Source organism: Streptomyces calvus, from assembly GCF_006782915.1.
Lineage (GTDB): Bacteria > Actinomycetota > Actinomycetes > Streptomycetales > Streptomycetaceae > Streptomyces > Streptomyces calvus.
Genome location: NZ_VCNP01000022.1, coordinates 88,307 through 114,312, shown reverse-complemented (window position 1 = coordinate 114,312; position 26,006 = coordinate 88,307). Strand labels below are relative to the sequence as shown.

Genomic DNA, 26,006 nt, shown 5'->3' with positions numbered 1-26,006 from the left:
CGAGCCAGATGTTGTCGCCCATGCCGATCTCGTCGCCGTAGTAGATGATCGGCGAGCCGGGCAGGGAGAGCAGCAGGGCGGTGAAGAGTTCGATCTGGTTGCGGTCGTTGTCCAGGAGCGGGGCGAGGCGGCGGCGGATGCCGATGTTGGCGCGCATGCGGGGGTCCTTGGCGTACTCGGCCCACATGTAGTCGCGTTCCTCGTCGGTGACCATCTCCAGGGTCAGCTCGTCGTGGTTGCGCAGGAAGATGCCCCATTGGCAGCCGGAGGGGATGGCGGGGGTCTTGGCGAGGATTTCGGAGACCGGGTAGCGGGACTCGCGGCGGACGGCCATGAAGATGCGGGGCATGACGGGGAAGTGGAAGGCCATGTGGCATTCGTCGCCGCCGGCGCGGTAGTCGCCGAAGTAGTCGACGACGTCCTCGGGCCACTGGTTGGCCTCGGCGAGCAGCACGGTGTCCGGGTACTGGGTGTCGATCTCCTTGCGGACCCGCTTCAGGAAGGCGTGCGTCGCCGGCAGGTTCTCGCAGTTGGTGCCCTCGGCCTGGTACAGGTACGGCACCGCGTCCAGCCGGAACCCGTCGATCCCGAGGTCCAGCCAGAACTTCAGCGCGGAGATCATCTCCTCCTGCACCGCCGGGTTCTCGTAGTTCAGGTCCGGCTGGTGCGAGAAGAAGCGGTGCCAGTAGTACTGCTTGCGCACCGGGTCGTACGTCCAGTTCGACGCCTCGGTGTCGACGAAGATGATGCGGGCGTCCTGGAACTGCTTGTCGTCGTCGGCCCAGACGTAGTAGTCGCCGTACGGTCCGTCGGGATCCCGCCTCGACTCCTGGAACCACGGGTGCTGGTCGCTGGTGTGGTTCATGACGAAGTCGATGATCACGCGCATGCCGCGCTGGTGCGCCGCGTCGACGAACTCGACGAAGTCGGCGAGGTCGCCGAAGTCGGGCAGGACGGCGGTGTAGTCGGAGACGTCGTAACCGCCGTCGCGCAGGGGCGACTTGAAGAAGGGCGGCAGCCACAGGCAGTCGACGCCGAGCCATTGCAGGTAGTCGAGTTTCGCGGTCAGGCCCTTGAGGTCGCCGATGCCGTCGCCGTTGCTGTCCTGGAAGGAGCGGACGAGCACCTCGTAGAAGACGGCGCGTTTGAACCGCTCCGGGTCCCGGTCCTTGGCGGGCGTGTCCTCGAAGGTGTCCGGGACGGGTTCGTTGACGATCATGTTGTGGGTGACCCTCCGATCGACGGGCTGGACGGTCGCAGGACACGGAAGACGTGTGCGGGCGCGATGCCCGGTTCGAGGCGCACGTAGTTGGCCCTGCCCCATTGATAGGTCTCGCCGGTGAGCTCGTCGCGCACCGGTACCGACTCGTGCCAGTCCAGGCCGAGTTGCGGCATGTCCAACGAGACCGTGGCCTCCTGGGTGTGGTGCGGGTCGAGGTTGGCCACGACCAGAACCGTGTTCGAACCCTGCCGCTTGGAGTACGCGATGACCGCGTCCTGGTCGGCGTCGTGGAAGTGGAGGTCGCGCAGCTGCCGCAGGGCCGGGTTCTCCCGGCGGATGGTGTTGAGGCGGGTGACGAGGGGCGCGATGGTGCGGCCCTCGCGTGCGGCGGCTTCCCAGTCGCGGGGTTTGAGCTGGTACTTCTCGCTGTCGAGGTACTCCTCGCTGCCCTCGCGCAGCGGAGTGTTCTCGCACAGTTCGTAGCCGCTGTAGATGCCCCAGGTGGGCGAGAGGGTGGCGGCCAGGACGGCGCGGACCTCGAAGGCGGGCCGGCCGCCGTGCGGGAGGTAGGCGTGCAGGATGTCCGGGGTGTTGGCGAAGAAGTTGGGCCGCATGTAGGAGGGGGCGTCGCCGGACAGCTCGGTCAGGTACTCGGTGAGTTCCTGCTTGGTGTTGCGCCAGGTGAAGTAGGTGTAGGACTGCTGGAAGCCGATCTGGGCCAGGGTGTGCATCATCGCGGGGCGGGTGAACGCCTCGGCCAGGAAGATGACGTCGGGATCGACGCGGTTGATCTCGCCGATGGCCCGCTCCCAGAAGACGACCGGTTTGGTGTGCGGGTTGTCCACGCGGAAGATCCGCACCCCGTGGCCCATCCAGAACCGCAGGACGCGCCCGGTCCCGGCGACGAGGCCGTCCATGTCGGCGTCGAAGGCGATCGGATAGATGTCCTGGTGCTTCTTCGGCGGGTTCTCGGCGTGGGCGATGGAGCCGTCGGGGCGGTGGTGGAACCACTCGGGGCGCTTGTGGACCCAGGGATGGTCGGGGGAGCACTGCAGGGCGAAGTCCAGGGCGCCCTCCAGGCCGAGTTCGCCGGCGCGGGCCACGAAGCGGGCGAAGTCCTCCACCGTGCCCAGGTCCGGGTGGACGGCGTCGTGGCCCCCTTCGGGGGAGCCGATGGCCCAGGGCACGCCGACGTCGGGAGGGCCCGCGTTCAGGGGGTTGTTGGGGCCTTTGCGGAAGGTGGTGCCGAGGGGGTGGACGGGCGGGAGGGAGACGACGTCGAAGCCCATCGCGGCGACGGCCGGCAGGCGGCGGGCGGCGGTGTCGAAGGTGCCGGGGGGTTGTTCGGGGGTGCCCTCCGAGCGGGGGGAGAACTCGTACCAGGAGCCGAGCAGGGCCCGTTCGCGTTCCACCAGCAGCGGCAGCGGGGCACTGCTGGGGACCAGTTCCCGCAGCGGATGACGGGCCAGCACCCGGTCCCCCTCCGGCGTCAGCGCCGCCGCCAGCCGGGACGCCGCCGCACGGCTCTCGTCGCGCAGGGCGCCGACGGCCGCGAGCAGCACACCTCTGGACCCCGCGTCCGGGACCTGGGCCGCCGCCCGCTCGTACAGCCGGGCGCCCTCCTCCAGCACCAGCTCCGTGTCCAGCCCGGCCGGCACCTTGATCCGCGCGTGGTGCCGCCAGGTGGACACCGGGTCGCCCCACGCCTCCACGGTGTACGACCACAGCCCGGGCGCGCCCGCGGTGACGGTCGCCCCCCACCGGTCCGTGCCCGGCGCCAGCTCCCGCATCGGCGTGAACGGCCCCGGGCGCCCCTCGGGATCCTTCAGGACGACATTGGCGGCCACCGCGTCGTGCCCCTCCCGGAACACGGTGGCCGAGATCTCGAACGACTCGCCGGTCACGGCCTTGGCCGGGCGGCGGCCCTGCCGGACCATCGGCCGGACGTCGAGGACGGGGATGCGCCCCACGGAGACCGGGGGGCCGGAGGGCTCCCGGCGGCCGGGTTCCGGGGGCGAGGACGAGTGGTGCTTGGCGGGCATGACCGCTCCTGTCCGCGTCAACGTGGGTGGGCGGATGACTGTGGGGAGGTGGGTCCTGCGTGGTGTTCCTGTGGGGTGTACCCGCAGGAGCCTTCCCACACTGTTCGGGTGGGCAATCCGGCACTTTGTTAACTACTCGCGCGTATGTCGACACACAAGACCGGCCCCGTCCGCACGGCGCCGAGCCGGCCCCCGGTGGGCCCGCTCCCACCCGCGCCGGCACCTCGCCGCACCCCTGCCGCCCGGCACCCGCCGGGGACGCGGCTAGGCGCCCGGCACCCGCAGCAGCCGGTTCGGCGAGCCGGGCCCGGGCCCGGTCACCGTGCCGCTCGTCGCGCCCTCGACCAGCGCCTTCGCCACCTGAGCCGGGGTCGCCCGCCGGTGCTCGGCGAGGTACAGCGCCGCCGCGCCCGCCGCGTGCGGCGCCGCCATCGACGTACCCGAGCGGGTGGCCCGGCCGGTGTCGCTCGCGGCGGACGCCGAGGTGATCGACACCCCCGGTGCGAACAGGTCGACGCCGGAACCGATGTTGGAAAAGGCCGGTTTCTTGTCCTGCCGGTCGGTCGCTCCCACCGTGACGGCCTGCCGGACGCCCGCCGGCGAGTACAGTGCGGCCGCCCTTCCTCCGTTGCCCGCGGCGACCGTGTAGGTGACGCCGGACGCGACGGAGGCGCGCACGGCGGCGTTCAGCTGCGCGTTGTGGAAACCGCCCAGGCTCAGATTGGCGACCGCGGGCCCGCGCGCGTTCCGGGTCACCCAGTCGACGCCCGCGATCACCTGGGCCGTGGTGCCCGCGCCCCGGTCGTCCAGGACCCGCACCGAGACGATCTCCGCCCTGCTCGCCACCCCGTACGACGTGCCCGCGGCGATCCCGGCGACCTGCGTGCCGTGTCCGTTGCCGTCCTGCGCGGTCCGGTCGTTCTCCACGAAGTCCCAGCCGTGGCGCGCCCGTCCGCCGAAGTCCCGGTGCGAGACGCGGACGCCGCTGTCGATCACGTAGACCGTCACCCCGGCGCCCGCCGGCCCCGGCGTGGAGCGGCGCCCGTCCAGCGGCAGGTCCCGCTGGTCGATCCGGTCCAGTCCCCACGACGGCGGGTTCCGCGGCGCGCCGCCCTCCTGCACGACCCGCGAGTCCTGCACGACCCGCGAGTCCTGCACGACCCGCGTGTCCTGGGTGACCGAGGCGACCCGCGGGTCGGCCGCGAGCCGTCCGGCCGCCTGCGCGTCGGCCCGTACGGCGAAACCGTTCAGCACCGTGCCGTAGGTGTGGGTGACGCTCACCCCGTACCGGTCGGCGAGGTCCCGGCCCGCCGCCGACCGGGCCGCCGTCTGGTCCTTCAGCGTGACCAGATAGCTGCCGGTCACGGAGCCGGGCGCACCGGCGCCGAGGATCCGCCCCTGCGGGGCGGCGTGCGCGGGAGGGCCGACGGCCGGCACCGCCGCGGCGCACAGCACCGCCGTCACGACCCCCGCCCGGCGCAGCCGCCGCGCTCGCGTCCGTGCCATGATCCGCGTCCCCTCCTCGCCCGGGCCCGGCGCGGCGCGCTCCCGCCCACCGGGGTGGTGGCAGCTTCTCGTGCGGGACGAAGCGCGACAAGGACGCCTATGGGGGCGGAATCGGCCATATCCGTCGTGCGGTGAATCGTTTGCCCGGGGGTGCGGCGCCTCCCGTGTCCCACGGCCTCCCGCCCGGAGCGTGTGCGCGCCGGTACTGTCGGCAGCGATGCCCGGACGCACACCGCGTCTCTCACGAACCCGCCGAGGTGGCTTGTGAAGGCGATCCGTCGATTCACCGTCCGACCCGTGCTCCCCGACCCCCTCCGGCCCCTGAACGACCTGTCCCGCAATCTGCGCTGGTCCTGGCACGCCGGAACCCGTGACCTGTTCCGCTCCGTCGACCCGGGACGCTGGGCGGCCGTCGGCTGCGACCCGGTGCGGCTGCTCGGCAGCGTGCCGGCCGACCGGCTCACCGACCTGGCCGGCGACCGCGACTTCCTGGACCGCCTCGAGGCGGTCGCGGGCGATCTGCACGCCTACCTGACCGGCGACCGCTGGTACCAGGCGCAGGACGACCGGCTGCCCGCCGCCGTCGCCTACTTCTCCCCGGAGTTCGGCATCACCGCCGCCCTGCCGCAGTACTCCGGCGGACTCGGCATCCTCGCCGGCGACCACCTCAAGGCCGCCAGCGACCTCGGCGCGCCCCTCATCGGCGTCGGCCTGCTCTACCGGCACGGCTACTTCCGCCAGTCCCTGTCCCGCGACGGCTGGCAGCAGGAGCACTACCCCGTCCTCGACCCCCACGAGCTGCCCCTGGACCAGCTCACGGAGCCCGACGGCACCCCTGCCCGGATCACCCTCGCCCTGCCCGGCGACCGCTCGCTGCGCGCCCGGATCTGGCTGGCCCGGGTCGGCAGGGTCCCGCTGCTGCTGCTGGACTCCGACGTCGAGGAGAACGACCTCGGCGAACGCGGCGTCACCGACCGGCTCTACGGCGGCGGCAGCGAACACCGGCTGCTGCAGGAGATGCTGCTCGGCATAGGAGGTGTCCGCGCGGTCCGCACGTACTGCAGGCTGACCGGGCACCCCGAACCCGAGGTCTTCCACACCAACGAGGGGCACGCCGGCTTCCTCGGCCTGGAGCGCATCGCCGAACTGGGCGCGCGCGGACTGGACTTCGAGGCGGCCCTGGAAGCCGTGCGGGCGGGAACGGTGTTCACCACGCACACGCCCGTCCCGGCCGGCATCGACCGCTTCGACCGCGACCTGGTCGCCCGTCACTTCGGACCGCACGCCGAACTGCCGGACATCCAGGTCGACCGCATCCTCCGGCTCGGCACGGAGACGTATCCCGGCGGCCGGCCCGACCTGTTCAACATGGCCGTGATGGGCCTGCGCCTCGCCCAGCGCGCCAACGGCGTCTCGCTGCTGCACGGCCACGTCAGCCGCGAGATGTTCGCCGGGCTCTGGCCGGGCTTCGACCCGGAGGAGGTGCCGATCACCTCCGTGACCAACGGAGTGCACGCACCCACCTGGGTCGCCCCCGAGGTGTTCCGGCTCGGCGCCCGGCAGATCGGTGCCCAGCGCGCCGAGGAGGCGCTGAGCGTCGGCGACTCCGACCGCTGGGACTCCGTCGCCGACATCCCCGGCCAGGACATCTGGGACCTGCGCCGGTCCCTGCGCGAGCTGCTGGTGCTGGAGGTGCGCGAGCGGCTGCGCGCCTCCTGGCGGCAGCGCGGCGCCGGCACGGCCGAACTGGGCTGGATCGACGGGGTGCTCGACCCGGACGTGCTGACCATCGGGTTCGCGCGGCGCGTCCCGTCGTACAAGCGGCTGACGCTGATGCTGCGCGACCGGGACCGGCTGACGGAGCTGCTGCTGCATCCCGAGCGGCCGGTGCAGATCGTGGTGGCGGGCAAGGCGCACCCGGCCGACGAGGGCGGCAAGCGGCTCATCCAGGAACTGGTGAGGTTCGCCGACGACCCGCGGGTGCGGCACCGGATCGTGTTCCTGCCCGACTACGGCATGGCGATGGCGCAGAAGCTCTACCCCGGCTGCGACATCTGGCTGAACAACCCGCTCAGGCCGCTGGAGGCGTGCGGCACCAGCGGCATGAAGGCCGCGCTCAACGGCTGCCTCAACCTGTCGGTGCTGGACGGCTGGTGGGACGAGTTCTTCCAGCCCGACTTCGGCTGGGCCATCCCCACCGCGGACGGCGCCGGCACCGACCCGGACCGGCGCGACGCCATAGAGGCCGCCGCCCTCTACGACCTGCTGGAGCAGCGGATCACCCCGCGCTTCTACGAGCGCGGCGACAGCGGGCTGCCGGACCGCTGGATCGAGATGGTCCGCCGCACGCTGAGCCTGCTCGGCCCGAAGGTGCTGGCCGGCCGCATGGTCCGCGAGTACGTGGAGCGCCTGTACGCGCCCGCCGCCCGCGCGCACCGCGCCATGGACCCGGACTCCGCGCGGGCCCTGGCCGAGTGGAAGGCGAGGGTGCGCGGCGCCTGGCCCGCGGTGAGCGTCGACCACGTCGAGACGTCCGTGACGACGGCGACCGCGGAGCTCGGCACCACGCTCGCGCTGCGGGTGCGGGTCGACCTCGGCGAACTCGGCCCGGACGACGTCGAGGTGCAGGCGGTGACCGGGCGGGTGGACGAGGAGGACCGCATCACCGACGCCTCGGCCGTGCCGCTGAAACCGGTGGGCGCCCCCGACCCGGAGGGCCGCTGGGTGTACGAGGGCCCGCTCTCCCTGGACCGTACGGGCCCCTTCGGCTACACCGTGCGCATCCTGCCGGCCCACCGGCTGCTCGCCTCGGGAGCCGAACCGGGCCTGGTCGCCGTCCCGTCGGAGGACCTGGTGGAGGCGGCGGGGCTGCTGATGCGGTGACGGCGGCGCCCGTGACCGCTCAGTCCTCCTCGACGCCGCGGGTGGCCAGGCGGCGCAGGACCTTTCCGCAGCGGCGGGCGTAGGCGTGCTGGAGGCCGCGGGTGGCGGGGCCGCCCGCGCGGGAGTACCAGCGCGCCGGCCTGCTGAACGCGGAGACGGTCAGCCACACCGTGCCGTCGCCGGTGCGGTCCACCACGAAGGACTCCTCGCCGCACTCCGGATGGCCGTCGAGGGTGCCGTAGGCCCAGCCGGCCCTGCGGCGCTCCTCCACCGTCCACACCACCCGGCAGGGCGCCCTGACGACCCCGGCGAGGGTGATGGTGACGTCGACGTCGGGGGCCGCGCGGTCGGCGGCGGTGTCCACGCCGACGCCGAGCGCGCGGTGCAGCTCCCAGGTGAGGAGGGCCTGCGCGGCCCGCCGGAAGACCTCCTCGCCCTCGCCGATGCGGGTGCGGACCTGCATGGGGTGGAATCCGGGAGGGCAGAAACCCGGCTCGCGGGTAGCGCCGACGTGGTCGTAGGTGAAGTCCGCCGAAGACATGGGACCCAAGAGTAGGGCGGCGCCCACGCCAGGGAGAAAGGCGGGGCGCCGCTCGCGTGCCGTAGGTCCGGGTTTACGGGAAGGTGAGCTTCCAGCCGTTGATGTAGCCCGTGTCGTACCGTGCCACGTCCTGCACCCGCAGCTTCCAGGTGCCGTTGGCGGTCTCGGAGGAGGCGTTGACCGTGTAGGTCTCGTTGACGTTGTCCGCCGAGTCGCCGGAGCTGCTGTTCTTCAGGCGGTACGCCGTGCCGTCCGGGGCCAGCAGGTCGACGACCAGGTCACCGCGCCAGGTGTGCACGATGTCCACCGCGACCTGGAGGTTGGCGGGCGCGTTGCCGGCCCGGCCGGAGACGGTGATCGAGGAGGTCACCGCCGCCCCGGCGTCCGGGACGGACACGTCGGTGGTGCTTTCGAAGGAGGTGCCGCCACCGCCGCCGCCACCCGAGCGCGCGCCCACGTTGATGGCCGCCCAGGCGTCCTGCACCGCCTTGTACTCGGCGCTGTCCGTGCCGTACAGCTCACCGGTCGCCGCGAGGGTGCCGGTGCGGGCGCCCGCGTAGTTGGTGGTGGAGGTGAACTTGGTGGTCAGCGCGCGGAACCAGATCTTCTCCGCCTTGGCGCGGCCGATGCCGGTCACCGGCAGGCCGTCCGAGGTGGGCGAGTCGTAGGTGACACCGTTGATGGTCTTGGTGCCGCTGCCCTCGCTCAGCAGGTAGAAGAAGTGGTTCGCGGGGCCGGACGAGTAGTGCACGTCGATCGAGCCGATGCCGGAGTACCAGCTGTCCTTGGACGCGCCGTCCTTGCTGGGCTTGTCCATGTAGCGCAGCGGGGTGCCGTCGCCGTTGATGTCGATCTCCTCGCCGATGAGGTAGTCACCGACGTCGGAGGAGTTGTTGGCGTAGAACTCGACCGTCGAGCCGAAGATGTCGCTGGTGGCCTCGTTCAGACCGCCGGACTCGCCGCTGTAGTTGAGGCCCGCGGTGTTCGAGGTGAGGCCGTGGGTCATCTCGTGCGCGGCGACGTCGATCGAGGTCAGCGGGTTGGCGTTGCCCGAGCCGTCGCCGTAGGTCATGCAGAAGCAGCTGTCGGACCAGAAGGCGTTGACGTAGTTGTTGCCGTAGTGGACCCGGGAGTAGGCGGCGGCGCCGTCGCCGCGGATGCCGCTGCGGCCGTGCACGTTCTTGTAGTAGTCCCAGGTCAGCGCGGCCCCGTAGTGGGCGTCGGCGGCGGCCGACTCCAGGTTGGACGGGGTGCCGTCGCCCCAGACGTCGTCGGCGCCGGAGAACAGCGTGCCGGTGCCGGAGGTGCCGCGGTTGAGGTTGTACGTCTTGTGCCCGCCGCGCGCCCCGTCGGTGAGGGTGTACGACGACCCGGACTGCGTGGTGCCCAGGGTGACGGTGCCGCTGTAGACGGTGTGGCCGGTGCCGTTGCGGACGGCCTGCCACTCGTACAGCTTCTCGCCCGTGGTGGCGTCCGTGACGACGTGCAGCTCCTGCGGGGTGCCGTCGTGCTGGAGACCGCCGACGACCGTCTCGTACGCCACGACCGGCTTGCCGTCGGCGGCCCAGACGACCTTGCGCGGGGCGCGGTCCACGTCGGCGCCCTCGGCCTTCTCGGCCTTCGCGGCGGCCAGGGCCTGCCGTTCGGCCTGCGCGGCCGGCACCTCGGCGGTGGTGGTGGCGGGCTTCACCGCGGCGCGGGTGGCCTTGACGACGGACTCGGCCTCGCCGGCCGTGTCGCCCTGGACGACCAGGTCGCCGCCGAGGACGGGCAGGCCGTCGTAGGTGCGCTCGTAGCGGACGTGCACGGTGCCGTCGCGGTCCTTGACGACGTCACGGACGACGAGCTTCTCCTTCGCGCCCAGGCCCAGGTCCTTGGCGGTGTCCGCCTTGGTGGCGTTCGCCTCGCGGATCAGTTCGGCGCGCTGGGCCGGGGTGAGCCGTACCGACTCGGACCCGGGCCGGGCCTCGCTCGCCGCCGACGGTGCCTTCTCCGGGGCGGCGGTGGCGCTGCCGGACTGCAAGGCCGTGGCGACCAGGGCGGCCACCCCGGCGAGGGCGACGGCGGCGGCGCGGCGGTGCGTGGGGGTGCGTCTGTGGGACGACGTACTGGTCAACGCTGACTCCTTCTGCGTGGCCGCGGGTCGCGCGGCCTGGGGAGACCGGACGGCGGGTGGGCCGGCCGGGCAGAACGGAAGTGCTGAGAGCCTCGGCCGCGGCACAGCGGGGGGAGATGCTGTGGGGTTGCTGTGGCACGGCCGAGGGAAGAGTGGCAGGGCAACGCGGTTTCTGTCAGGAGCGCGTCAGAAGATTGGCCGGAAACCGTTCGTTGTACGGGAGTTCACGTTCGATATGCGAACGGTTCAGCATTCCCGTCCGGGTCGTCCGGCCGGTCACCGTGCCAGGACCGCCACAGCGCCGCGTACGCCCCACCGGCCGCCACCAGTTCCTCGTGCGCACCGAGTTCGGTGAGCCGGCCGTCCTCCATGACGGCCACCCGGTCGGCGTCGTGCGCGGTGTGCAGCCGGTGCGCGACGGCGATCACGGTCCGCCCCCGGAGCACCGCGGCCAGCGCCCGCTCGGTGTGCCGGGCGGTCGTCGGATCGAGCAGCGCGGTGGCCTCGTCGAGGATCAGCGTGTGCGGATCGGCCAGCACCACCCGCGCCAGGGCCAGTTGCTGCGCCTGCGCGCCGTCGGCGGTCCAGCCCGCCTCGCCGACCTCCGTGTCCAGGCCCCGCGGCAGCTCCCGCACCCACGCGTCGGCGCCGACCACGGCCAGTGCCGCCCACAACTCCTCGTCCCCGGCCGCCGGTTCGGCGATCCGCAGATTGTCGCGCAGCGAGCCCAGGAACACGTGGTGCTCCTGGGTGACCAGCACCACCTGGCGGCGCAGCCGCTCCGGGTCCAGATCCGCCACCGGCACCCCGCCCACGGTCACCGTCCCCGCCGTCGGCGCGTCCACGCCCGCCAGCAGCCGGCTCAGCGTGGTCTTGCCCGCCCCCGACGGGCCCACCACGGCCAGCCGTTCGCCCGGCCGCACCGTCAGATCGACCCCGCGCAGCACCTCACCGCCGCCGTCGTAGGCGTACCGCACGCCCTTCGCGTCGATCCGGTCGTCCACCGGATCCGGGCAGTCGCCCCGTTGTGCCGCGCGCGGCGCCCGGGCCAGCCCCTCCACCCGCGCGAAGGAGGCGCCGCTGCTCTGCAACTGCTCCACCCGCAACAGCACCTCGTCCAGCGGGCCGCTCAGCTGCAACAGGTACAGGGAGGCGGTCACCACCGCGCCCAGGCTCACCGCGTCCCGCTGGTGCAGCCACCCGCCGACCAGCAGCACCGCGGCCACCGGCATGGCGTACGACACATCGACCACCGGGAAGAACACCGTGCGCAGCGACAGGGTGCGGAACCGGGTGCGCCGGGCGGACTCCAGCGCGTCCCGGGACGCCCGGATCCGCCGCTCCCGCAACCGGAACGCCTCCACCGTGCGCGCCCCCGACGCCGTCGACGCGACGACCTCCGCCACGTCCGAGGTGGCCGCGCCCTCCGCCAGGTAGGCGCCCCTGGCCGGGCGCAGATACCAGCGCACGGCGACCCAGATCGGAGCGAGGCAGAGCACTCCCAGCGCACCCAGCAGCGGGTCCACCACGACGACCGCGGCCATCACGAACAGCGCCTGCACCGCGTTGACCAGCAGCGCCGGCCCGGCGTCCCGCAGCGTCGTCCCCACGGCGGTCACGTCCGCCGTCCCCCGCGCCGTCAGATCGCCCGTGCCGGCCCGCTCCACCACCGACGAGGGCAGCGCCAGCGCCCGGTCCACGAACCGCTCCCGCACCCGCGCCAGCGTCCGCTCACCGAACCGGTGTCCCACGAAGCGGGCCCAGCGGGACAGCAGCAACTGGGCGACCGCGCACAGCAGGATGACCGGCGCCAGCCGGTCCACCACGGCCACTCCGGCGCCGCCGCGCACCTCGTCCACGATCCGCCCCAGCAGCCAGGGCCCGGCCAGACCCGCCACCGCCGCCAGCGCGTTCAGCGCCAGTACGGCGGCGAAGGCCCGCCCGTCCGCCCGCACCAGGCCCATCGCGGCCCGGCGCACGTCGGCGGGCCCGGCCAGCGGCAGCCGCCCCGCGCTCATCGCACGACCTCCTCGGCGGCGCTCGCGCCGGTTCTCCCGGCGGCATTCTCGGCGGCATTCTCTGCGGCACTCTCGTCGGCGTCCCTGGTCACCAGCGCCCGGTAGCCCGGCTCGGTGTCGAGGAGGTCGCGGTGGCCGCCGCTCGCGACGACCTTGCCGTCGGCCAGGAACAGCACCAGATCGGCCCGGTCCAGCACCAGCGGCGAGGTCGTGGCCAGCACCGTCGTACGGTCCCGGCGCGCCGCGCGCAGCCGGTCGGCGGCCGTCGCCTCGGTGTGCGCGTCCAGCGCCGAGGTCGGCTCCACCGCCAGCAGCACCTCCGGGTCGGCCAGCAACGCCCGCGCGAGCCGCACCCGCTGCCGCTGGCCGCCGGACAGACTGCGGCCCTGCGCGGTCACCACCGAGTCCAGCCCCTCGGGCAGGCCCTGCACGACGTCGTCGGCGGCGGCCGCGTGCAGCGCGCGCAGCACCTCCTCGTCGCGCGGTTCGCCGTGCCCGGCCACCACCTCCCGCAGCGGACCGGCGAACAGGTCGGCCTCGGGGTCGGCGACCAGGATCCGCTCCCGCACCCGGGCCGGCGCGATCTCGTCCAGCCGGATCCCACCCCAGGTGACCTCCGACGGCGCGTACCGGCCGAGACGGTCCACCACCGCGAGCGCGTCGGCCGGCCGCGCGGCGGCGAGCGCGGTCAGCCGGCCCGGCGGCACCCGCACCCCCGACTCCGGGTCGTACAGCACGGCGGGTCCGGCCGGCGGCGCGGCGGTGCCCGTGTCGTCCGGCGGCTCCAGACGCAGCAGGTCCGTCACCCGCCCGGCGGCCACCACGCCCCGGCTCAGGTACTGACCGCACTCGATGAGGAACATCACCGGCCACACCAGCACCGCGACATAGCCGTACACCGACACCAGTTCGCCCACGCTGATCTCGCCCCGCGCCGCCAGCCGCGCCGCGATCCAGGTGACCCCGGCGAGGAACAGCGTCGGCAGTCCCGCGCCGAGCGCCTGCATCCAGCTGGTCACCGCCCCGACCCGGTAGCCCTGGTCCCGCAGCCGTCGCGAGTCCCGGCGGAACGACTCGGCGACCAGGCCCTTGCCGCCCAGCCCGCTCAACACCCGCAGCCCGCCCGCCAGATCACCGATCCGCGCGGTCAGCACACCCTGCCGCTCCCGGTAGTCCGCCTCCGCGCCGCGCAACCGCCCCGCCAGCGGCCCGACCACGACGCCGATCACCGGCACCCCGAGCAGCACCACGCCCGCCAGCAGCGGCGACACCGCCAGCAGCAGCGCGGCCACCACGAGGTAGGCCACCACCGCGCCGACGCCCGGCCCGACGACCGTCAGGGCAGTGGCGATCACCTGCACGTCACCCACGCCGATGGTGACGACCTCCCCGGCACCGGCCCGCCGCCGCAGCGAGGCACCGAGCCGCACCGTCTGCCCGACGACCACCTTCACCGTGCGGAAGTTGGCGTCCATCCGCACCCGGGTCATCGTGCGGTGCCGCATGATGCCCAGCCAGGCGTTGAGCCCGTTCACCGCGAACAGCGCGCCGGTCCAGCCGGCCAGCGCGCCCATGTCGCCCGGTGCCAGCCCGTCGTCCAGCGCCCGGGACATCAGATACGGCGTCACCGCCAGCAGCACCATCCACACACCGCTGAACACCGTCCCCGCCGCACACCGCCCCGGCTGCCGCCGCACCAGCCACCACAGATAGCGGGCCCCGCTCCGGCCGTCCGGCGTACCGGGATCCTCGTAGGCGTCGATCATCCGTCCCCCTCCCGCGCCGTCCCCGGCGGCTACGCCAGACTGTCCCGCCAGGCCCGGTGCAGATCGGCGAACCGGCCCGTGCCGGCGATCAGTTCGGCCGGAGGGCCGTCCTCCACGACCCGCCCGTGCTCCATCACCAGGACCCGGTCGGCGATCTCCACCGTCGACAGCCGGTGCGCGATCACCACCGCCGTGCGCCCCTTCAGCACCGTCGCCATGGCCCGCTGCACCGCCCGCTCACCGGGGACGTCCAGCGAACTGGTCGCCTCGTCCAGGATCAGCACCGCCGGATCCGCGAGCAGCGCCCGCGCGAACGCGACCAGTTGGCGCTGACCGGCCGAGATGCGGCCGCCGCGCTTGCGCACGTCGGTGTCGTAGCCGTCGGGCAGGGCGGCGATGAAGTCGTGCGCGCCGATCTCCTTCGCCGCCTGCTCGATCTCCGCCCGGGTGGCGTCCGGCCGTCCGATCGAGATGTTCTCGGCGACCGTGCCGGAGAACAGGAACGCCTCCTGCGTCACCATCACCACCTCGCGCCGCAGATCGCGGCCCGTGAGGTCGCGCAGGTCCACGTCGTCGAGCAGCACCCGGCCGTCGCTGGGGTCGTAGAACCGGGCGAGCAGCTTGGCCAGCGTCGACTTGCCCGCGCCGGTCGAGCCGACGACCGCGACGGTCTGCCCGGCGGGCAGGGTCAGGTCGAAGCGGGGCAGCACCTCGCCGCCGGTGCGGTAGGCGAACCGGACGCCGTCGAAGACCACCTCGCGGCCCGGGTGCTCGGGCCGCCGCGCGGGAAGCTCCCGGGGCGCCTCGGGTTCGGGCACCGACGGGGTCTGCGCCAGCAGCCCGGCGATCTTCTCCAGCGACGCCCCCGCCGACTGGGCGGAGTTGAGGAACATCCCCAGCCGGTCGATCGGGTCGTACAGCCGCCGCAGGTACAGCACCGCCGCCGCCAGCACACCGAGCGCCAGCGTCCCGTCCGCCACCCGGTAGGCGCCCCACAGCACGATCAGCGCGACGGTCGTGTTGGCGGTGACCCGGGAGCCCACGACATAGCGGGCCATCTCCAGCAGCGCGTCGCCGTTGGTGCGTTCGTGGCGCCGGTTCAGCACCCGGAACTCGGCGTCGTTGACGTCCTCCCGGCGGAAGGCGCGCACCGGCCGGATGCCGTTCATCGTCTCGACGAACTTCACGATCACCGCCGCGATCGCGGTCGAGCGCCTGCGGTACACCCGACCCGCCCGCCGCCGGTACGACCGCACGAGCGCGTACAGCGGCACGAACGACGCCACCGCCACCGCGCCCAGCCCCAGGTCCAGCCAGAGCAGCAGCACCGAGATGTAGACGGCGGACAGGATCACCATCACCAGTTCCTGCAGGCCCTCCTCCAGCAGTTCCCGCAGCGACTCGACGTCGGTGGTGGAACGGGAGATGAGCCGGCCCGAGGTGTACCGCTCGTGGAAGTCGACGCTGAGCGCCTGCGCGTGGCGGAAGATCCGGCCGCGCAGATCGAGCAGCACGTCCTGGCTGACCCGGGCGGAGGCGGTGACGAACGCGTACTGCAGCGTCCCGGCCGCCGCCGCGCACAGCAGATAGCCCACCGCCACCGCGATCAGCGGCCCGTGGTCGTCGCCGCGGAACGCGGGCACCGCCCGGTCGATGGCGTACGCCACCAGCAGCGGGCCGGCCTGCACGGCGGCCTGCTGGAGCAGCAGGAACAGCGCGGTGACCGCGACCCGGGCGCGCATCGGCGCGAGCAGGGAGCGCAGCAGCGCGCCGGTGGCGCCCGGGGGCGTGGGCAGCTGGTCCTGGTCGAAGGGGTCGCCGGACGCCGGTGTCCGGTCGTCGTCCTCGTCCTGGGCGGGTGCGGTGGTGGCCGCCGTCATCGCTGGTCCTCCTGTTCCCCCGCCGGGTCGCCGGACATCAGGTGGGCGTACTCGGGGCTGGTGCGCAGCAGTTCGTGATGGGTGCCGACCGCGGTGATCCGGCCGCCGGACAGCAGGGCGACGCGGTCGGCGAGCAGGACGGTGGACGGGCGGTGCGCCACGATGAGGGCCGTGGTGTCCGCGAGCACCCGGCGCAGGGCGGCCTCGACCGCGGCCTCGGTGTGCACGTCCAGCGCGGACAGCGGGTCGTCCAGGACCAGGAAGCCGGGCCGACCGACCACCGCCCGGGCCAGCGCGAGACGCTGCCGCTGCCCGCCGGAGAGGCTCAGCCCCTGTTCGCCGACCTGGGTGTGCACGCCCTGCGGCAGCGCGTGCACGAAGCCGGCCTGCGCCACACCGAGCGCCCGCTCCAGGTCCTCGGTGCCGTCGCCGCCGCCCATCAGCACGTTCTCCTCGACGCTCGCCGAGAACAGCGTGGGTTCCTCGAAGGCGACGGCGACCCTGGAGCGCAGCTCCCGACGGGACATGCCGGTGATGTCCGCCCCGTCGAGGGTGATCCGTCCCGAGGTGACCTCGTGCAGGCGCGGCACGAGCGCGGTGAGCGTGGTCTTCCCGCTGCCGGTGGCCCCGACGAGCGCGAGCGACTCACCGGGACGGATGTGCAGGTCGATGCGGTCCAGCACCGGCGGGGACCCGGCGGGCGCGTCCGGGTACCGGAAGCTGACGTTCTCGAACCGCAGGCCGTCCGCTGACGCGCCGCGCGCCGCCGGGCCGCCCGACCCGGCCCCGCCCTTCCTGGACTCCGTCCCGGACCTCGTCCCGGACTCCGTCCCGGACTTCGTCCCGGACTTCGTCCCGGACTCCGGCTCGGCGTCCATCACTTCGAAGTACCGCTCGGTGGCCGTGGCCGCCTCCTGGCTCATCGCCAGCAGGAAGCCGATCGAGTCCACCGGCCAGCGCAGCGCCAGTGCCGTGGACAGGAACGCCACCAGGGTGCCCGCGGACAGCGACCCGTCCGCCACCCGCACGGCCCCCAGCACCAGCGCCGCCCCGATCGCCAGCTCCGGGAGCGTGACGATGACGCCGAGGATGGTGGCCAGCAGCCGGGCCTTGTGCAGTTCCGTCCCCCGCAGCTTCCCGGACAGCTCCCGGAACGCCCGCGCCTGGCTCCGGTGCCGTCCGAAGCCCTTGATGATGCGGATGCCGAGGACGCTCTCCTCGACCACCGTGGTCAGGTCGCCCACCTGGTCCTGCGCCCGCCGCGCCGCGCCGGAGTACTTCTTCTCGAAGACGACGCAGGTGAGGAGCACCGGCACGGCGGGCACCAGGACGACCAGCCCCAGCGTCCAGTCCTGGACCAGCATGATGACCACGCCGACGACGATCGTCACTCCGTTGACCAGCAGGAAGGTCAGCGGGAAGGCGAGGAACATGCGCAGCAGCATCAGGTCCGTGGTCGCCCGGGACAGCAACTGGCCCGACGGCCAGCGGTCGTGGAAGGCGATGGGCAGCCGCTGCAGGTGCCGGTACAGGTCGGCCCGCATCTCCGCCTCGACGCGCGACAGCGGCCGGGCCACCAGCCAGCGCCGCAGCCCGAACAGCAGCGCCTCCGCGAGCCCGAGCAGCAGCAGGTACAGCGCGCCGAGCCAGACCCCCGCCGGGTCCCGGTCGGCGACCGGGCCGTCCACCATCCACTTCAGGACGAGCGGGATGACCAGCCCGATGCAGGAGGCGACGATCGCGATGAACGCGGCGGTGAACAACCGCGCCCGCACGGGCCGCACATAGGGCCACAGCCGCAGCAGGCTGCGCACGGCGGAGCGGGGTTCCGGGGCGTCAGGTGTGGTGGACATCAGCAGCGAGCCTACGGTTCGCCACTGACACTGCCCACCGAGTTTTGACCGGTTCCACCTCGTCCGCCGGTCCTACGACCTGCGCGTACGCCCGGCGCACACGACGGGCCGTCCTACGCGCGCGTGCGCCGGGTCGACCTCCGTACCCGCGCACGCCCCGCGTTCAGGGCCGCGCCCGCAGCAGCAGCACCGTCCGCCCCGGCACCGTGACCGCGGTGCCCGCGCGGTGCTCCACGCCCGGCGCCGACGCCTGCTCCTCGCGGCCGGTGTCCACCACGACCTCGTACCGCTCGGCCCACGGAGGGCCCGGCAGGACGAAGTCCACCGGCTGTTCCCCGGCGTGCAGCACCGCGAGGAAGCTGTCGTCGAGCACGGGCGCGCCGTTCTCGTCGCGGCCCGGGATGTCCCGCCCGGAGAGGTACATGCCGAGCGTGGCGGCCGGCGCGTACCAGTCGCCTTCGGTCATCTCCTCGCCGCGCGGGGTGAACCAGGCGAGGTCGCGCAGCCCGTCCGCGGAGTGGGCGCGGCCGGAGAAGAACGCCCGGCGGCGCAGCACCGGGTGCCGGTGGCGCAGGGCGATCAGCCGGGACGTCAGCTCGAACAGGGGCCGCCACTCGGGGTCGTCCAGCAGCGACCAGTCCACCCAGCCCAGTTCGTTGTCCTGGCAGTAGGCGTTGTTGTTGCCGTGCTGGGTGCGGCCCATCTCGTCGCCGGCCACCAGCATCGGCACGCCCGTCGACAGCAGCAGCGTGGTCAGCAGGTTGCGCAGCTGGCGGCGGCGCAGCGCCTGTACGTCCGGGTCCCGGGTCTCGCCCTCGGTGCCGCAGTTCCAGGAGCGGTTGTCGTCCGTGCCGTCCCGGTTGCCCTCGCCGTTGGCCTCGTTGTGCTTGCGGTCGTACGACACCAGGTCGCGCAGGGTGAAACCGTCGTGCGCGGTGACGTAGTTGACCGAGGCGTACGGGCGCCGTCCGCCCCAGGCGTACAGGTCGCTCGACCCGGACAGCCGGTAGCCCATCTCCCGCACGTCGGGCAGCGCGTGCCGCCAGAAGTCCCGCACGGCGTTGCGGTACCGGTCGTTCCACTCCGTCCACAGCGGCGGGAAGGCGCCCACCTGGTAGCCGCCGGAGCCCACGTCCCACGGCTCCGCGATCAGCTTCACCCGGCGCAGCACCGGGTCCTGCGCGATCACCGCGAGGAACGGCGACAGCATGTCCACGTCATGCATGGAGCGGGCCAGGGCCGCCGCCAGGTCGAAGCGGAAGCCGTCCACGCCCATCTCCGTCACCCAGTAGCGCAGCGAGTCCGTGATCAGGCGCAGCACCTGCGGCTGGACGACGTGGAGCGTGTTGCCGCAGCCGGTGTAGTCCGCGTACCGGCGCGCGTCGGGCTGCAGGCGGTAGTAGCCGCGGTTGTCGATGCCCTTCAGCGACAGCGTCGGCCCCAGCTCGCCCGCCTCCGCGGTGTGGTTGTACACCACGTCCAGGATCACCTCGATGCCGGCCGCGTGCAGCGCCCGCACCATCCGCCGGAACTCGCCGACCTGCTGCCCAGTCGTCCCCGACGCCGAGTAGGCGGCGTGCGGGGCGAAGTAACCGATGGAGTTGTACCCCCAGTAGTTGCGCAGGCCCCGGCGCAGCAGGTGGTCCTCGTGCGCGAACTGGTGCACCGGCAGCAGCTCGACGGCCGTCACCCCGAGCCGCACCAGGTGCTCGACGGCGGCGGGGTGCGCGAGGCCCGCGTAGGTGCCGCGCAACTCCTCCGGGACGCCCGGGTGGCGCTGCGTGAACCCCTTGACGTGCAGCTCGTAGATCACCGAGTCCGCCCACGGCGTCTTCGGCCGGTGGTCGTACGCCCACTCGTCGTCGGGCCCGCCGTCGTCGACGACCACCGCCTTCGGGACGTACGGCGCGGAGTCCCGGTCGTCGCGCACCGTGTCCGCGACATGCTGCTCCGGCCAGTCACGGACGTGCCCGTACACCTCCGGCGGCAGCCGGCCGAAGTCGTTCCCCCGGGCGTCGTCCACCGCCCGCGCGTACGGATCCAGCAGCAGCTTCGCCGGATTCCAGCGGGCCCCGGTCCACGGGTCCCAGCGGCCGTGCACCCGGTAGCCGTACCGCCGGCCGGGCAGCACGCCCGGCACGAAGCCGTGCCAGATCTCGTGCGTCAGCTCGGTCAGCGGGGCCCTGCTCTCCCGGCCCCGCTCGTCGAACAGGCACAGCTCCACCCCCTCAGCGCCGCCCGCCCACAGCGCGAAGTTCGTGCCCGCCACCCCGTCCGGGCCGACCCGGAACCGGGCCCCCAGCGGCGTCGGCCGGCCCGGCCGCACCGGCACCGTCGGCACGGGCGCGGCCCGCCGTGCACCGCCCACGACGGCGGCCGTGCGTCCGTCCCCGGTGGCCCGCTCCGCGGCCACCGCCTCCTGCTCGGCTGCGCTGGACACCTGTCAGCCTCCCGCGGCTCGTGGGGGACGACGGCGGACAGGGGTGCAGGGCCCGGTGTCCCGGCTCCGGCCGCGGCTCCCCGGCGCGTCGTCCTCCCCACTGTTCTGCCCAGGGCGTGCCTCGCACTCACGTTCCGCCAGGGGGCGGCATGGTCGTTGCCCGGGGCGAGACCGGTCGTTGGGTACCGCGTGAGGTACGTACAAGGGCGCGCACGGCGCGCGAGGGCCGCGCTGGCCGCCGTAGTGACATGGGCAGGACTGCTGAGCGGAGCCGCCGGCTGTGCCGCGGACGGCTCGGTGGGCGGGGCGTTCGGGCCCCCGGGCGGCGGGGAGCACATCCGTGTCGCGCCCGGCGACGGCAGCAAGGACGTCCGGCCCGACGCCGGGCTGCGGGTGCGGGTGCCGGACGGGCGGCTGGAGTCGGTGGAGGTCGTCGTCTCCCGCGACGCGCGGGAGTCCCCGGTCCCCGGGCGGATCTCCGCCGACGGACGGACCTGGCGGCCCGACGACGCACGGCTGGCGCTGGCCGCCAAGTACACCGTCGACGCGGTGGCCGTGGACGGCGACGGCCGCCGCTCCGCCCGGCACACCACCTTCACCACCCATGTCCCGGCGGAACGCTTCATCGGCTACGTCGCCCCGGAGGACCGCTCCACCGTGGGCACCGGGATGATCGTCTCCCTGGAGTTCAACCGGAAGATCGTCCACCGCGCCGCCGTGGAACGCGCCGTCCGGGTCACCGCCCGCCCCGCCGTGGAGATCCGCCCGCACTGGTTCGGCGGCTCCCGCCTGGACTTCCGCCCCGAGCACTACTGGAAGCCGGGCACCCGCGTCACCGTCGACCTGCGGCTGCGCGACATCGAGGGCGCCCCGGGCGTCTACGGCCTCCAGGACCGCACCTTCACCTTCACCGTCGGCCGCAGCCAGGTCTCGGTGGTCGACGCCGCCCGGCACACCATGCGGGTGCGCCGGGACGGGGAGCTGCTGGCCACCGTGCCGGTCACGGCCGGCGCGCGCAAGACCCCCACCTACAACGGCAAGATGGTGATCACCGAGATGCTCGAGGTCACCCGCATGGACAGCCGCACGGTCGGCTTCGGCGGCGAGTACGACATCCCCGACGTCCCGCACGCCATCCGCCTGACCGACTCCGGCACCTTCCTGCACGGCAACTACTGGGCCGACGCGGAGGTGTTCGGCCGCAGCAACGTCAGCCACGGCTGCGTCGGCCTGCGCGACGTGAAGGGCGGCGGCGCGGACACCCCGGCGGGCTGGTTCTTCGACCGCTCTCTCGTCGGTGACGTCGTCGAGGTCGTCAACAGCCGCGACGAGCAGGTCGCCGCCGACAACGGCCTCGGTGGCTGGAACATGAACTGGCGGAAGTGGAAGGCGGGCTCCGCAGTGAAGTGATCTCCCGGCGGGCCGGGAAGAGTTGGAACGGAACGGTGACAAACCAGTCGTGTCCGACGTCCCTGGCCTGTGGTTACTATGCGCCGTGCGCGCGAGGGGCGCGCGGGGGCGCGGGCCGGGCCAGGCCGGGCCCGCCGAGGGGAGAGCAAGTTGAACATGGGGCCGATATCGGGGGCGGCGCGGGGCGGCGCGCGGGGGAGGACCGGCCGGAGGCTGGCGGCGCTGGCGCTCGGCGTGATGCTGGCGGTCACCGCCTGCGGCGGCGGGGGATCCGCGCCGGGGGACGGCAAGGGCGGGGACAAGGACTCCACGGCCGCGCGGAGCAAGCAGTCCGAGGCCGTGGTGGGCATCGCGCCCGAGGACGGCGCCAAGTCCGTCGAGACGAGCGGCGCGCTGAAGGTGACCGCCGCCAAGGGGGAACTGACCGAGGTCGTCGTCAAGGACCGGGACGGCGAGAAGATACCGGGGAAGATATCCGGCGACGGCGCCTCCTGGACGCCGTCGACCCACCTGGCCGCCTCCACCACGTACACGGTGCACGCGGTCGCCAAGGACTCCGAGGGCCGCACCGCGGCCGAGGACTCCACCTTCACCACGCTGACGCCGAAGAACACCTTCATCGGCCACTTCACACCGGAGGACGGATCGAAGGTCGGCGTCGGAATGCCGTTCTCGCTCCGCTTCACCCGCGGGATCACCAACCCCGGTGACGTCGAGAAGGCCATCCGCATCACCACCGAACCGGCCGTCGAGGTCGAGGGCCACTGGTTCGGCAACGACCGCCTCGACTTCCGCCCGGAGAAGTACTGGAAGGCCGGCACCAAGGTCACCGTCGACCTCGACCTCGACGGCGTCGAGGGCCGCCCGGGCGTCTATGGCGAGCAGTCCAAGACCGTTTCCTTCACCATCGGCCGCGAGCAGATCTCCGTCGTCGACGCCAAGAAGCTCACCATGAAGGTCGTGCGGGACGGCAAGGTCGTCAGGACCATCCCGGTCACCACCGGCGCACCCGGCTACGAGACCTGGAACGGCAAGATGGTCATCAGCGAGCGGCTGCCGGTGACCCGGATGAACGGCGAGACGGTCGGCTACGGCGGCGAGTACGACATCAAGGACGTCCCGCACGCCATGCGCCTGAGCACCTCCGGCACCTTCATCCACGGCAACTACTGGGGCGGCGACGCCTTCGGCAACCGCAACGCCAGCCACGGCTGCATCGGCCTGCGCGACGTGCGCGGCGGCTGGGACGAGAAGGCACCGGCGGCCTGGTTCTTCGACAACTCGCTGCTGGGTGACGTGGTGGAGGTCAAGAACTCCGACGACGCCGTCATCGCCCCGGACAACGGCCTCAACGGCTGGAACATGTCCTGGGAGAAGTGGAAGGCGTAACCCCCGCACGACGCGTACGGCCCCGGTGCATGTGAGGTACGGCACCGGGGCCGTTGCCGTTAGTGGCCGTTAACCTGCTGGCATGACCGTACATCTCGAAGTCGCCGAGGGCGTCGGCACGCTGCGGCTGGACCGCCCTCCCATGAACGCGCTGGACATCGCCACGCAGGACCGGCTGAAGGAGCTCGCCGAGGAGGCCACCCGCCGCGCGGACGTGCGCGCCGTGGTGGTCTACGGCGGCGAGAAGGTGTTCGCGGCGGGCGCGGACATCAAGGAGATGCAGGCCATGGACCACGCGGCGATGGTCGCGCGGGCCCGCGCCCTGCAGGACTCCTTCACGGCCGTGGCCCGCATCCCCAAGCCGGTCGTGGCGGCCGTCACCGGCTACGCCCTCGGCGGCGGCTGCGAACTGGCGCTGTGCGCCGACTACCGCATCGCCGGTGAGAACGCCAAGCTCGGCCAGCCCGAGATCCTGCTCGGCCTCATCCCGGGCGCGGGCGGCACCCAGCGCCTGTCCCGGCTGATCGGCCCGTCCCGGGCCAAGGACCTCATCTTCACCGGCCGCCAGGTCAAGGCGCCCGAGGCGCTCGCCCTGGGCCTGGTGGACCGCGTGGTCCCCGCCGAGGAGGTCTACGCGCAGGCGCACGCGTGGGCGGCGAAGCTGGCGCAGGGCCCGGCGATCGCGCTGCGCGCGGCCAAGGAGTCGGTCGACGCCGGCCTGGAGACCGACATCGACACCGGCCTGGCCATCGAACGCAACTGGTTCGCGGGCCTGTTCGCCACCGAGGACCGTGAGCGCGGCATGCGCAGCTTCGTGGAGGAAGGGCCCGGCAAGGCGAAGTTCGTCTGACCCTCCGAAAGTTCCTTCGGGGCCTTGCAATTGACGCGATGTCTCATTCGGGGTCCCTCGATGGAGCGGTTTGTGGCAGCCTTGGGGCACCCCTAAGCCGTTCGTGTCGAGGGAGCCCGTCGATTGCCTCAGAGTGAGCCCTTTCCGCAGGTAGGACGGGCTTTCCAGGCCTCCGAAGTGCCATCCGCATATGCCGGGGGCCTGGTGAGGGGTGGGGGCGCACAGGGGGCGTATTCCCCCGGAACGGCCCCGGAGGGCCCCGCGGGCGGCCATGATGGGGGCATGGCGGGGCTGGAGGGCATGGAACAGCCGCGGGGAGACGGACGTGCGACAGCGTCGCGCTGGTCGCCGACGGTCGAGGACGAACACGCTCTGAAGGCGCTGGAGTCGTACGGCAACCCGGCGGAGGCAGAGGTTCTGCTCCCGTCCCGTCCGGAGTCCGCCGCGACCGCCCGCCGGCTCGTCCAGGTCGTCGTCCTGCGCCACTGGAACCTGACCGCAGGGACCACCGAGGACGCCGTCCTGCTCGTCTCCGAACTCGTCGGCAACGCCGTACGGCACACCGGCGCCCGCGTCTTCGGACTGCGGCTGCGCCACCGGCGCGGCTGGATCCGCGTCGAGGTCCGCGACCCCTCCCGCGGCCTGCCCTGCCTCATGCCGGTCCAGGAACTCGACGTCAGCGGCCGCGGCCTCTTCCTCGTCGACCAGCTCGCCGACCGCTGGGGCGTCGATCTGCTGCCCCGGGGCAAGACCACCTGGTTCGAGATGCGCGTCACAGACCGCTGACGCCCCGGCCGCCGGGGCGGCCACCACGGCGGTGGGCCCGCCCGGACTGCTGACGCCCCGGCCGCCGGGGCGCCACCGCGGCGGTGGGCCCGCCCGGACTGCTGACGCCCCGGCCGCTGGGGCGCCACCACGGCGGTGGGCCCGCCCCCCGGTCCGGCACCGCCGTACCGCCCTCAGCCGCGCGGGAACAGCGCCTGCGAACCCACCGGCCGGTAACCGGCCGCCTGGAACGCCCGCAGACGGCGCGCGTTCCCCGGCGAGATCTGCGCCCACACCGGCTCGTCACCGGCCAGCCGCCGCGCCGCCAGCGCCAGCCGCCGCCCGAGCCCCCGGTGCCGCGCCTCCTCCGCCCCCTCCTCCGCCACCTCCACCGCGGCCTCCAGCCGCCCCGCGATCCCGCGCCCCAGCACCAGCACACCCCCGCCCACGGCCCACACCCGCACCTCGTCGCGCCGCTCCGCGCGCTCACCACGCGCGGATGACCGGGGTCGTCGATCCGCACCGCACCGGGCGGCGCACCGCCGGGCAGCGGCTCCGCCACCGTCATCACGTCGACGGTGTCCGTCCGCCGGCCCGTGCGCTCCGTGAAGGCGGCCAGGAACCGGACGTTCATGCTCGCGGCCGGCGGATCGCAGTCCGCCGACGCCGGCGTCCGGCGCACCCGGGCGGGATCCTCGTCGGTGAAGACCACGGTGTGCGCGGTGAACGCCGGCACCCCCGCGTCCCGCCCGGACGGCTGCGGCACGACCCGCACCGTCCCGTCCGCCGCCGGGAAGACTCCGCGTGCCACCGCGTCCAGGATGTCCCGCAGCTTCTCCGCCACCCGCCCGCTCCCCGATGCGCCACCCGTCGAAGGTCCCGGACTCCCAGCCCCGGCCGACGGCCGCAGGCCCCGGACCGGACGACGTACGCCGCGAGTTCGCCGCGAGCGTGAACGGCCCGGAGCCGCCTCCGTGCGCGCGGAGGAGTCCGGGTGGGTGGTCGCCGCACCGGCGTCCCAGGTGGCCAGATAATCTGACCCGCGTCAGCAAGACGGCAAAAGGACGAGACGAGGGGCGGACCGGTGGCGGACATCGAGGAAGCGCGCAAGCAGTTCGAGCGGATCGATACGGACGGGGACGGATTCATCACCGCTGCCGAGTTCAAGACCGCTCTGGCCCAGGGCGGCGACTGGAACGTCACCGAGGCGGTCGCCGAGGCCGTGATCAAGTCCCGTGACCTGAACGGCGACAAGGTGCTGTCGTTCGACGAGTTCTGGTCCCACCTGAACAAGTAGGTCCGGAATAGCCCGCCCGTCCGGGAGG

The 26,006-nt window shown here is 73.3% G+C and carries 16 protein-coding genes and 1 pseudogene; 6 read left to right on the top strand and 11 right to left on the bottom strand.

Features of this window, described 5'->3' with window-relative positions; genetic code table 11:
• The 3 genes from treS to FGW31_RS10080 form a co-directional block, all read right to left on the bottom strand.
• A partial coding sequence (gene treS / locus FGW31_RS10090; RefSeq protein ID WP_142193047.1) for a maltose alpha-D-glucosyltransferase occupies window positions 1–1,219 on the bottom strand: 1,219 nt, incomplete at its 3' end.
• Window positions 1,216–3,264: an alpha-1,4-glucan--maltose-1-phosphate maltosyltransferase gene (locus FGW31_RS10085; protein ID WP_142193046.1), complete on the bottom strand. Its 2,049-nt coding sequence runs from the start codon at window positions 3,262–3,264 to the stop codon at window positions 1,216–1,218. The genes FGW31_RS10085 and treS, both read right to left, overlap by 4 nt.
• 264 nt (window positions 3,265–3,528) lie before the next feature.
• Window positions 3,529–4,770, bottom strand: coding sequence for a S8 family peptidase (locus FGW31_RS10080; protein WP_142193045.1), 1,242 nt, complete (start codon window positions 4,768–4,770; stop codon window positions 3,529–3,531).
• A 264-nt stretch (window positions 4,771–5,034) separates the two neighbouring features.
• On the opposite strand from FGW31_RS10080, the gene FGW31_RS10075 reads away from it, so the two are divergent.
• Window positions 5,035–7,653, top strand: a complete 2,619-nt coding sequence (locus tag FGW31_RS10075) for a glycosyltransferase family 1 protein (RefSeq protein ID WP_142193044.1) — start codon at window positions 5,035–5,037, stop codon at window positions 7,651–7,653.
• A gap of 19 nt (window positions 7,654–7,672) precedes the next feature.
• Here the strand turns inward: FGW31_RS10075 and FGW31_RS10070 are convergent, their stop codons facing one another.
• From FGW31_RS10070 to glgX, 7 genes are all read right to left on the bottom strand, one after another.
• Complete coding sequence (locus FGW31_RS10070) at window positions 7,673–8,194, bottom strand: DUF1990 family protein (RefSeq protein WP_142193043.1); 522 nt, start codon at window positions 8,192–8,194, stop codon at window positions 7,673–7,675.
• A gap of 73 nt (window positions 8,195–8,267) precedes the next feature.
• Window positions 8,268–10,310: a M4 family metallopeptidase gene (locus FGW31_RS10065; RefSeq protein WP_142193042.1), complete on the bottom strand. Its 2,043-nt coding sequence runs from the start codon at window positions 10,308–10,310 to the stop codon at window positions 8,268–8,270.
• Between the two features lie 224 nt (window positions 10,311–10,534).
• Window positions 10,535–12,328: an ABC transporter ATP-binding protein gene (locus FGW31_RS10060; RefSeq protein WP_142193041.1), complete on the bottom strand. Its 1,794-nt coding sequence runs from the start codon at window positions 12,326–12,328 to the stop codon at window positions 10,535–10,537.
• Window positions 12,325–14,094 (bottom strand): ABC transporter transmembrane domain-containing protein, encoded by a 1,770-nt coding sequence (locus tag FGW31_RS10055; protein WP_142193040.1) that lies wholly within the window; start codon window positions 14,092–14,094, stop codon window positions 12,325–12,327. The genes FGW31_RS10060 and FGW31_RS10055 overlap by 4 nt, the downstream gene beginning before the upstream one ends.
• A gap of 29 nt (window positions 14,095–14,123) precedes the next feature.
• Window positions 14,124–15,974, bottom strand: coding sequence for an ABC transporter ATP-binding protein (locus FGW31_RS10050; RefSeq protein ID WP_142193039.1), 1,851 nt, complete (start codon window positions 15,972–15,974; stop codon window positions 14,124–14,126).
• Entirely contained in the window at window positions 15,971–17,827 is a 1,857-nt protein-coding gene (locus FGW31_RS10045) for an ABC transporter ATP-binding protein (RefSeq protein ID WP_142193038.1), read from the bottom strand. Before FGW31_RS10045 ends, FGW31_RS10050 begins: the two co-directional genes overlap by 4 nt.
• Window positions 17,828–17,990: 163 nt before the next feature.
• A complete protein-coding gene (gene glgX, locus FGW31_RS10040) occupies window positions 17,991–20,267 on the bottom strand; it encodes a glycogen debranching protein GlgX (RefSeq protein WP_142193037.1) in 2,277 nt (758 codons plus the stop codon).
• Window positions 20,268–20,456: 189 nt separating this feature from the next.
• Here glgX and FGW31_RS10035 point away from each other — a divergent pair, with 189 nt between their 5' ends.
• The 4 genes from FGW31_RS10035 to FGW31_RS10020 all read left to right on the top strand — a co-directional run bounded on the left by FGW31_RS10035 (window position 20,457) and on the right by FGW31_RS10020 (window position 24,702).
• Window positions 20,457–21,677: a L,D-transpeptidase gene (locus tag FGW31_RS10035; protein WP_142193036.1), complete on the top strand. Its 1,221-nt coding sequence runs from the start codon at window positions 20,457–20,459 to the stop codon at window positions 21,675–21,677.
• Between the two features lie 156 nt (window positions 21,678–21,833).
• Window positions 21,834–23,066, top strand: a complete 1,233-nt coding sequence (locus FGW31_RS10030) for a L,D-transpeptidase (protein ID WP_182674834.1) — start codon at window positions 21,834–21,836, stop codon at window positions 23,064–23,066.
• An 82-nt stretch (window positions 23,067–23,148) separates the two neighbouring features.
• On the top strand, window positions 23,149–23,916 hold the full coding sequence (locus FGW31_RS10025; RefSeq protein ID WP_142193035.1) for an enoyl-CoA hydratase/isomerase family protein: 768 nt from the start codon (window positions 23,149–23,151) through the stop codon (window positions 23,914–23,916).
• A gap of 177 nt (window positions 23,917–24,093) precedes the next feature.
• On the top strand, window positions 24,094–24,702 hold the full coding sequence (locus FGW31_RS10020) for an ATP-binding protein (RefSeq protein ID WP_182674836.1): 609 nt from the start codon (window positions 24,094–24,096) through the stop codon (window positions 24,700–24,702).
• Window positions 24,703–24,875: 173 nt separating this feature from the next.
• On the opposite strand, the pseudogene FGW31_RS10015 reads toward FGW31_RS10020, so the two are convergent.
• Window positions 24,876–25,525: pseudogene (locus FGW31_RS10015) on the bottom strand (GNAT family N-acetyltransferase).
• A 240-nt stretch (window positions 25,526–25,765) separates the two neighbouring features.
• On the opposite strand from FGW31_RS10015, the gene FGW31_RS10010 reads away from it, so the two are divergent.
• Window positions 25,766–25,978 (top strand): EF-hand domain-containing protein, encoded by a 213-nt coding sequence (locus FGW31_RS10010; protein WP_142193033.1) that lies wholly within the window; start codon window positions 25,766–25,768, stop codon window positions 25,976–25,978.
• Window positions 25,979–26,006 lie beyond the last annotated feature (28 nt).